The sequence below is a fragment of the uncultured Thiodictyon sp. genome, assembly GCF_903828115.1.
GTDB lineage: Bacteria > Pseudomonadota > Gammaproteobacteria > Chromatiales > Chromatiaceae > Thiodictyon.
Map to the genome: position 1 here is coordinate 1 of NZ_CAIKKU010000429.1, position 7,962 is coordinate 7,962.

At 68.2% G+C, this 7,962-nt stretch carries 9 protein-coding genes; 1 reads left to right on the top strand and 8 read right to left on the bottom strand.

Features of this window, described 5'->3' with window-relative positions; translation table 11 throughout:
* Positions 1 to 484: 484 nt before the first annotated feature.
* From QZY48_RS15820 to QZY48_RS15855, 8 genes are all read right to left on the bottom strand, one after another.
* Complete coding sequence (locus QZY48_RS15820; protein ID WP_295432546.1) at positions 485 to 763, bottom strand: RnfH family protein; 279 nt, start codon at positions 761 to 763, stop codon at positions 485 to 487.
* 23 nt (positions 764 to 786) lie between these two features.
* Positions 787 to 1,458, bottom strand: coding sequence for an electron transport complex subunit E (locus tag QZY48_RS15825; RefSeq protein ID WP_295432548.1), 672 nt, complete (start codon positions 1,456 to 1,458; stop codon positions 787 to 789).
* Position 1,459: 1 nt separating this feature from the next.
* A complete protein-coding gene (gene rsxG / locus QZY48_RS15830) occupies positions 1,460 to 2,089 on the bottom strand; it encodes an electron transport complex subunit RsxG (RefSeq protein ID WP_295432550.1) in 630 nt (209 codons plus the stop codon).
* Positions 2,086 to 3,162, bottom strand: coding sequence for an RnfABCDGE type electron transport complex subunit D (locus QZY48_RS15835; RefSeq protein ID WP_295432552.1), 1,077 nt, complete (start codon positions 3,160 to 3,162; stop codon positions 2,086 to 2,088). Before QZY48_RS15835 ends, rsxG begins: the two co-directional genes overlap by 4 nt.
* Positions 3,159 to 4,643: an electron transport complex subunit RsxC gene (gene rsxC / locus QZY48_RS15840; RefSeq protein WP_295432555.1), complete on the bottom strand. Its 1,485-nt coding sequence runs from the start codon at positions 4,641 to 4,643 to the stop codon at positions 3,159 to 3,161. Before rsxC ends, QZY48_RS15835 begins: the two co-directional genes overlap by 4 nt.
* A gap of 18 nt (positions 4,644 to 4,661) precedes the next feature.
* On the bottom strand, positions 4,662 to 5,198 hold the full coding sequence (locus QZY48_RS15845) for an RnfABCDGE type electron transport complex subunit B (protein ID WP_366929707.1): 537 nt from the start codon (positions 5,196 to 5,198) through the stop codon (positions 4,662 to 4,664).
* Positions 5,199 to 5,261: 63 nt separating this feature from the next.
* Complete coding sequence (gene rsxA, locus QZY48_RS15850) at positions 5,262 to 5,843, bottom strand: electron transport complex subunit RsxA (protein ID WP_100921853.1); 582 nt, start codon at positions 5,841 to 5,843, stop codon at positions 5,262 to 5,264.
* Positions 5,844 to 5,889: 46 nt separating this feature from the next.
* Positions 5,890 to 6,393 carry a SoxR reducing system RseC family protein gene (locus tag QZY48_RS15855; RefSeq protein ID WP_295432558.1) on the bottom strand — a complete coding sequence of 168 codons (504 nt, stop codon included), beginning with the start codon at positions 6,391 to 6,393 and terminating at the stop codon, positions 5,890 to 5,892.
* 345 nt (positions 6,394 to 6,738) lie between these two features.
* Between QZY48_RS15855 and QZY48_RS15860 the strand changes: the two genes are divergently transcribed.
* Positions 6,739 to 7,695: a cation diffusion facilitator family transporter gene (locus QZY48_RS15860; protein ID WP_295432561.1), complete on the top strand. Its 957-nt coding sequence runs from the start codon at positions 6,739 to 6,741 to the stop codon at positions 7,693 to 7,695.
* Positions 7,696 to 7,962 lie beyond the last annotated feature (267 nt).

Here is a 7,962-nt window from a genome sequence, read left to right on the forward strand (position 1 = left end):
CCTGGCCTGACGGTGTCGGGGCTGGAACAGTCAGGGCTGGAAGCCCTGACTACGCCGCCCCGCACGCTGGCCATCGAGCTAGCGGTCGAGAGGACTTTTACGTCGCCGACTTAAGCCCCGAAGGGGCGCGACATACCAGCCCAGGGCAACGCCCTGGGTTTGAGGTGCAGTTGAGTTCAGCCCTGTAAGGGCGTGACATCCAGAGGGCATCTATGTCACGCCCTTACAGGGCTGCCTGAGCAATGTAACGCCATCCCCAGGGCGTTGCCCTGGGCTGGTATGTACGACCCCGTTGGGGTCGTGACGCAAGATGACGTGGCATTGGAGATGGGGATCAAGGCCCCCAGGATATTACTAAGCCCGTAGGGTCCGCTGTGCGGACCAGCGACCTCCCGTCCAGCAGGGTGGCCGGAGTAATCAAGGCGCGGCCGAGTGCGCGTCTTACGGTCATCGTGGCGGGCGGGCTTAGGGCCACCGCCGCGCCTTAAGTCGCGTCGCTGCCCGCCTTGCCGCGCTGTTTCACCAGCTTGGGGTCGGCGACCAGCGGGCGATAGACCTCGATCCGGTCACCGTCCGCTACCGGTGCATCCAAGGGGGTGAGCTTGCCGAAAATCCCCAGCTTCTGCTGCTCCAGATCGATCTCCGGAAACTGCCGCAGCACGTCTGAGCGCAGTACGGCATCTCTCACCGTGGCGCCGTCCGGCACCTCCACATAGACCCAGAACTGGCGCGCCGGGTTGGCGTAAACGAGTTGAACCTTCATCGCATCGATCCCTTGGGGAGGCGTCAGACGGCGTGGGCGCCGCCCATTTGGATGGCTTTACCGCCGGCCACATCGATCATGCGCTTGCCGACGACCAGGAACCCGGTGACCAGAAAACCGCCCGGGGGCAGGATCATCATCAGGGTCCCCATGCTCTCGGGCATGACCCGCACCTCCATGAAGCTGAACGCGGGGCCGAGCAGCAGTGAGGCGTCCGCGAACAGGGTGCCGGCGCCGAGGATCTCGCGCACCGCGCCGATGGCGGTCAAGGCGAGTGTGAAGCCCAGGCCCATGAAGACCCCGTCCGCCAGCGACGGCAGCACCGGCTCCTTGGAGGCGAAGGACTCGAGGCGCGCCAGCGGCAGACAGTTGGAGACGATCAGCGGGATGAAGAGCCCGAGCACCTTGTAGAGGTCGTGCATGTAGGCGTTCATCGTCAGGTCCACCACCGTCACCATGGCGGCGACGATCAGGATATAGACCGGGATCCGCACCTCTTGGGTGATGTAGCCGCGGAAGGTGGCGACCAGGCCCCCGGAGGCGGCCATGACGACCGCCGTGGCCAGCCCCATGCCCAGGCCGTTGGTCGCGCTGGTGGTCATGGCCATGGTCGGGCACATGCCGAGCAGCATGGCCAGGACCCCGTTGTTGTCCCAGAGTCCGTCGCGGGCGATTCTGCCGTATCCGGTTGCCATCTCAGCGTACCTCGTTCACTTTCTGGGGGGGCTGCGGCTGGGTCAGCTCCTGCTTGCGGGCGTCGAAGAAGACCAGACCCTCGCGGATGGCCCCGACCACGCCGCGGGGGGTGATGGTGGCCCCGCTGAACTGGTCGAACTGGCCGCCGTCCTTCTTGACCTTCCACTTCTCGATCGGCGGATTGCCCAGGCCCAGGCCCGTGAAGCGCTCGATCCAGTCGCCCTTCTTGATCTCGATCTTGTCGCCGAGCCCGGGGGTCTCCTTGTGGGCCAGGGCCCGTACACCCAGGACCCGCCCGTCGGCGCCGACCCCCAGCATCAGCTTGATCCGACCCGCGTAGCCGATGCCGCTGACTTCGTAGGCCACACCGGTGACCAAGCCGTCCTTCTTGGCGAGGTAGACCGTCAGCCCCTCATCCTTGGCGACGTCGAGGAGGATGGTGTCCACGACCGGGTTGTTGTCATGGATGGCGTCGGGGATCACCGCGGCCAGCGAGTTCTGCCGGTCTTCCATGGCCCGGGCGGCGATGTCCTTGGCGGTCAGGGCGTCGGTGACGGCGAGCAGCAGCCCGAAGCCGAGACAGAAGGCCCCCAGGACCAGGCCGTGATAGAGAGAACTGTTCTTGTTCATTTGTCCCCCTGGGGTGCCAGCGGCTCGCCCCGGCGGGTACGTCCGAACCGGCGCGGCCGGGTGTACTGGTCGATGATGGGGGTCAATGAGTTCATCAGCAGGACCGCGAAGGCCACCCCCTCCGGGTAGCCGGCGAAGCTGCGGATGATCCAGGTCAGCAGCCCGACCCCGAAGCCGAAGATGAGCTGTCCGGTCTTCGAGACCGGCGAGGTGACATAGTCGGTGGCGATGAAGAAGGCGCCGAGGAAGGCCGCCCCCGACAGGATCTGAAAGGCCCCGTCGGTGAAGCGCTCCGGGTTGGCGAGGTGCCCCAGGGTCGCGGCCACGAACAGGGTCCCCAGCATCGCCGCGGGGACGTGCCAGGTGATGACCTTTTTCCAGATCAGGAAGAGCCCGCCGCCCAGGATCAGGAGCGCGGAGGTCTCACCCAGGCTGCCGGCGCGCAGCCCCAGGCCCATGTCCATCAGGTCCGGCAACTGCCCCACGGACTGGGACACCGTCTGGCCCATCGAGAGTCCGGTCTTCACGAGCCCCAGGGCGGTCGCGGCACTGTAGCCGTCCGGTATCTGACCGCCGAAGGTGATCGCCAGGGCGTCCAGGAACCCGGGGGTACCGGTCCAGAACAGCGGGTGGGGGGCAACCCAGGAGGTCATGGCCACCGGGAAGGAGACGAGCAGCGCGACGCGCGCCACCATGGCCGGGTTGAACAGGTTCTGGCCCAGCCCGCCGAAGATCTGCTTGCCCAGCAGGATCGCGAAGACCGCCCCCAGGACCCCGGTCCACCAGGGCGCCCAGGGCGGCAGGGTCATGGCCAACAGCCAACCGGTCAGCACGGCCGAGCCATCGCCCAGGGTGGGCATCAGGCGCCGCCCGCTGATCAGCAGGGCGAGGCCCTCCATGGCCGCACAGGCACCGACGGTGACGGCGAAGAGGAAGACGGCGGGCCAGCCGAACAGATAAAGGTTGAAGGCGGTGGCCGGCACCAGGGCCAGGATCACCGTGGTCATGGTCTTCTGAACGCTGGCCGCCGAATGGGTATAGGGCGCGCTGGTCGTCGCGGTCTCGATCATCATGCCTCTGCCGGCTCCTCTGCCCGCGGCTGGCGGGCGGCCGGCGGGGTTCCTTTGGTGGTGGCCTTGGCCGCCGCGGCCGCGGCCTTGGCGGCAGCGGCCCGCTCAAGCCGGTCCCGATGGGCCTCGGTCAGGGTCTTGGTGCGCTCGTGCTTGGCCCGGTCGCGCTCCTTGGTTTTCAGCATCCCCTTGGCGTAGTTGAAATACTGCACGAGCGGGATGTGGGACGGACAGGCCCAGGAGCAGCTCCCGCAGGACAGACACTCGGTCACGCCCAGGTTGTTGGCGCCGTCCAGGTTGTCCGTGCGGATGAAGGCGGCCATCTCCAGGGGCACCAGGCCGCAGGGGCAGATGGCCACGCAGGTCCCGCAGCGGATGCAGGGGCCAGGCTCGGCCTCGCCGGTCTCCTCGGCGTTGAGTGCCAGGATGCCGGAGGTCCCCTTGATCACCGGCACGTCCAGGCTCGGCAACGGCTGGCCCATCATGGGGCCGCCCTGCACCAGGCGCGCGGGCACGCCGACCAGGCCGCCGCAGAAGTCGATCAGGGCGGTGACGGGGGCGCCGATGGGGGCGAGGATGTTGCGGGGCTCGCGCACGGCACGCCCGCTCACGGTCACCACGCGCTCGATCAGGGGGCGCCCGAAGCGCACCGCGTGATGGATGGCCTGGGCGGTGGCGACATTGTGCACCACGGCGCCGATGTCGGCGGTGAGCTTGGCGGCCGGGGTCTCGCGGCCGGTCAGGGCCTGCACCAGGTGGCGCTCCGACCCCATGGGATACTGGACCGGGACCGGGCGCACCTGCACCTCGGGGAAGGCGGCGGCCTCCCGCGTCATGGCCTCCAGGGCCTCCGGCTTGTTGTCTTCGATACCGATGATCACCAGCGGTGCGCCCAGGGCGTGCGCCATGATACGGGCGCCGTCGATCACCTCGTCGGGGTGTTCGCGCATCACCCGGTCGTCGCAGGTGAGGTAGGGCTCGCACTCGGCGCCGTTCAGGACCAGCATCTCCAGCTTGCGCTGGGTGCCCAGGTGCAGCTTCACCACCGACGGGAAGGCCGCGCCGCCCATACCCACGATGCCCGCCTGCGCCACCAGGTCGCGGATCGCCTGCGGCTCGGCCGTCAGGGGGTCGGCGAGCGGGGTGGGCAACGGCGCCCATTCCTCCTTGCCGTCAGGCACGAGGACGACGGCGGTCTGCGACAGGCCGGAGGCGTGCGGGGCCGTGACCTCGCTGACCGACTCGATGTACCCGGAGGTGGGGGCATGGGCGGGGGCCGAGACCGGCCCCTGACCCTGGGCGATCATCTGACCCTTCAGGACCCGCTCGCCGGCGGCGACCAGCAGCCGGGCCGGGGCCCCGATGTGCTGGTGCAGCAGGATGCGCAGCCGTTGCGGCATCGGCAGGGCGGTGATCGCCTTGTCGCTCGCCAGTTCTTTGCGGTATTCGGGATGGATGCCGCCGCGGATCGCAAACAATTTCATCGCTCGCACTCCAGAGTTCTAATGCGCCGTGGCCGGCTTGGGCCAGTGCCAGGTGCCCAGGGTGACGGGAATCGGGCGCATCGTGATGGCCTCGGTGGGGCACACCGGGATGCACTTGCCGCAGGCGTGGCAGGACTCGGCGAGGATCGTATGCATCTGTTTGGTAGCGCCGAAGATGCCGTCCACGGAGCACTCCTTGAGACAGCGGGTGCAGCCGATACACAGCTCCTCGTCGATGGCGGCGTACTCAGGCCCCCGCTCGACATGGTCGGAGAGGTCGATCGACACCCCCAGGCGCTTGGCCAGGGCCTCGGCCGTCGCCTTACCCCCCGGGGGACAGACGGTGGCCGCCGCATCCCCGGCGGCGAGCGCCTTGGCGGCTTGGGCGCAACCCACGTAGCCGCATTGACCGCATTGGGAGCCCGGCAGCAGGGCCTGCAGATCGGCCTCGAGCGGATCGACCTTGACCGCGAGGAGGCGGGCCGCGGTACCCAGGATACCGCCCAAGACAACACCGATGATGGTGAGACTACCGACCGCGAGCAACAGGAACATGGTTGACCTCCAATCTTATCGCAGACCCTTGAGGGAAAATCAGGAGAGGCAGCGCCCCGGTGCTTAGACCGTGCTGATGCCCGAGAAGCCCATGAAGGCCAGGGCGAGCAGCCCGGCCGTGATGAAGCCGATGGGCGGGCCGGCGAACAGCCGCGGGATCTCGGCCAGCGCGAGGCGCTCGCGCAGTCCGGCGAAAATCACCATCACCAGGCTGTAGCCGATTGATGAGGCGAAGGCGAACACGGTGCTCTCGATGAAGCTCATCCGCCCCTCGATCAGCAACAGGGCCACGCCCAGCACCGCGCAGTTGGTGGTGATCAGCGGCAGGTAGATGCCGAGCATCTGGAACAGGGGCGGGGAGACCTTACGTACCGTCATCTCGGTGAACTGTACGGCGCCGGCGATCACCAGGATGAACACGACGGTGCGCAGATAGCCCAGGCCGAAGGGTTCCAGCAGGTAGGCCTGCGCGGCCCAGTTGAGCATCGACGATACGGTGATGACGAAGGTGGTCGCGAGCCCCATGCCCATGGCCGTATCCACGCGGGTGGTCACGCCCATAAAGGAGCACAGCCCCAGGAAGCGCGCCAGGATCACGTTGTTGACCAGGATCGCGCCTACCATCAGAAGGAGATATTCCTGCATTACCTGTACCTTATGCTGATTCTGTTCAATGGTCGGCTGACCGTTTCTATTTGCGGGCCGGCTGACAGTCGGCGGGTTCTGCCCGGCGCAGGAACCGCGGCGCGCTGGTGCCGCCGGCGAACAGTCGGGCAGCCCCCAGCCGGGCGGCGCCCAGACCCAGGAACAGACCGGCCACGGCGCCAACGATGGTCGTGCCGTCCTGGCCCCAGGCCCACTGGGCCAGCCCGCCGCCCAGGAACAGGGTGCACAGCGGGATGGCATAGGCGGTAAGCGCCGCCTTGACCAGCGCGTCGGAGCGGATCCCCACCACCACCCGCTCGCCGACGCGCAGCCCCGGGTGATCGGTCAAGGCAAAACGCCGCGCCGCGATGCGGTTGGCGATCGTGCCCAGACCCTTGGCGCCGCAGGCGGCGGAGGCCGCGCAATGACCGCAACTGGTGGTCTGCTCCGGCTCCAGCCAGGCAGTTGACCCCACGACCTCCACCACACGGGCGGTGCCTTCGACGAAATCGGGGGGGCCCAAATCCAGGGTGTGCATCGTCTCAGGCATCGGCCGTCGGCCCGAATGCAATGCGAGGCACGCCGGGGTTGGCGTCGCGACTCGGAAACCGGGGGTGCACAGGGCAGGCTGACACGATCGTAACCTCAAGAAAACCTAAAAAAATAGAGTGTTTGCGACAATGCTGCAACGCACCACGTCGAATTTACGACAAAGAACGGCGGCAGGCAATGTATCGACATCATTAATTTCGCATAAAGCCGCGCGACAGTCACCCGCGGGTCACATTTCGGTGCTATCAAGCAAACGGCGTGCCATCTATTAAGGCGCCCGGCGGGGGCCGCTGCGGTGCGACAATAGTTACGAACGGCCGCCGAAGTCCCGATTGGAGCAGCGATGAGTCACGCCCACCACCATCACGCCGAGCACCAGGCCCAAGCCCCGGGCCAGGATCATGCGGCGTCACTGCCCGTCCTGCGCCTGGCCCTGATCCTCACCCTGGGCTATGCCGTGGTCGAGGCCGCCGCCGGTTGGTGGTCCGGCTCACTGGCCCTGCTCGCGGACGCCGGCCACATGGTCACGGATGCCGCCGCCCTGGGGCTGGCGGGACTGGCCGCCTGGCTGACGGCCCGCCCGCCCTCGCCCCGCCACAGCTACGGCCTGGGGCGTGCCGAGTCCCTGGCGGCGCTGATCAACGCCGCGGCCATGTTGGTGGTGGTGGTCCTGATCGCCGCCGCCGCCTGGGACCGCTTGCAGACGCCGCGGGCCATCGACGGCCTGACGGTGAGTGGTGTGGCGGTCGTGGGCCTGGCGATCAACCTGGTGGTCGCCTGGGTGCTGGCCCGCGGCGAGCCGGATTTGAACCTGCGCGGCGCCCTGCTGCACGTCATGGGCGACGCCCTGGGGTCGGTGGCCGCCATCGTCTCCGGCCTGGTCATCTGGACCACCGGCTGGACGCCCATCGACCCCCTGCTGTCGCTCCTGATCTGCGGCCTGATCCTCTCCTCCAGCCTGTCGCTGCTCAGCGAATCACTGCACACCCTGTTGGACGGCGTGCCCGGCGCCCTGCCCCTGGAGACCGTCGGGATGGTCCTGGCCCGGGTGCCCGGTGTCACCGAGGTCCACGACCTGCACGTCTGGTCCCTGTCGTCGCGGCGCGTCGCCCTGTCGGCCCATGTGCGGGTTCCGGACCTGCTGGGCTGGCCCGCGACGCTGGAGGGCTTGCGCCGCGCCGCCCGGGACTTGGGGATCGAGCACGTCACACTCCAGCCGGAGCCCGCCGAGCAACCGGTCCGTTGGGGCGCGCGACCGGGCGTTCACCCCGCGCCCGCGGTTCCTCAGCCCCCGCCGTGACGGTCGCGCAGCGACGCGGTGGGAGCGGCTTCAGCCGCGACGAGGCCGCGCGAGTTGCCGCAACGTCGCCGGTTACCGCGGCCTCGCAGCGCGGCTGCAAGCCGCTCCCACGCGAGGACTTTCATCTTCCGGGGTGGCTTTCCTTCCCTGGCCGTTAGCCGGACCAGGGCCGCGCCGACGCAATCTCGACCTGCTAACGGTCATGGCACCCGCGCCACCCCGGAACATGAAAGTCCTTTCGACCACTGTCGCAACTGCCAGCGTGCG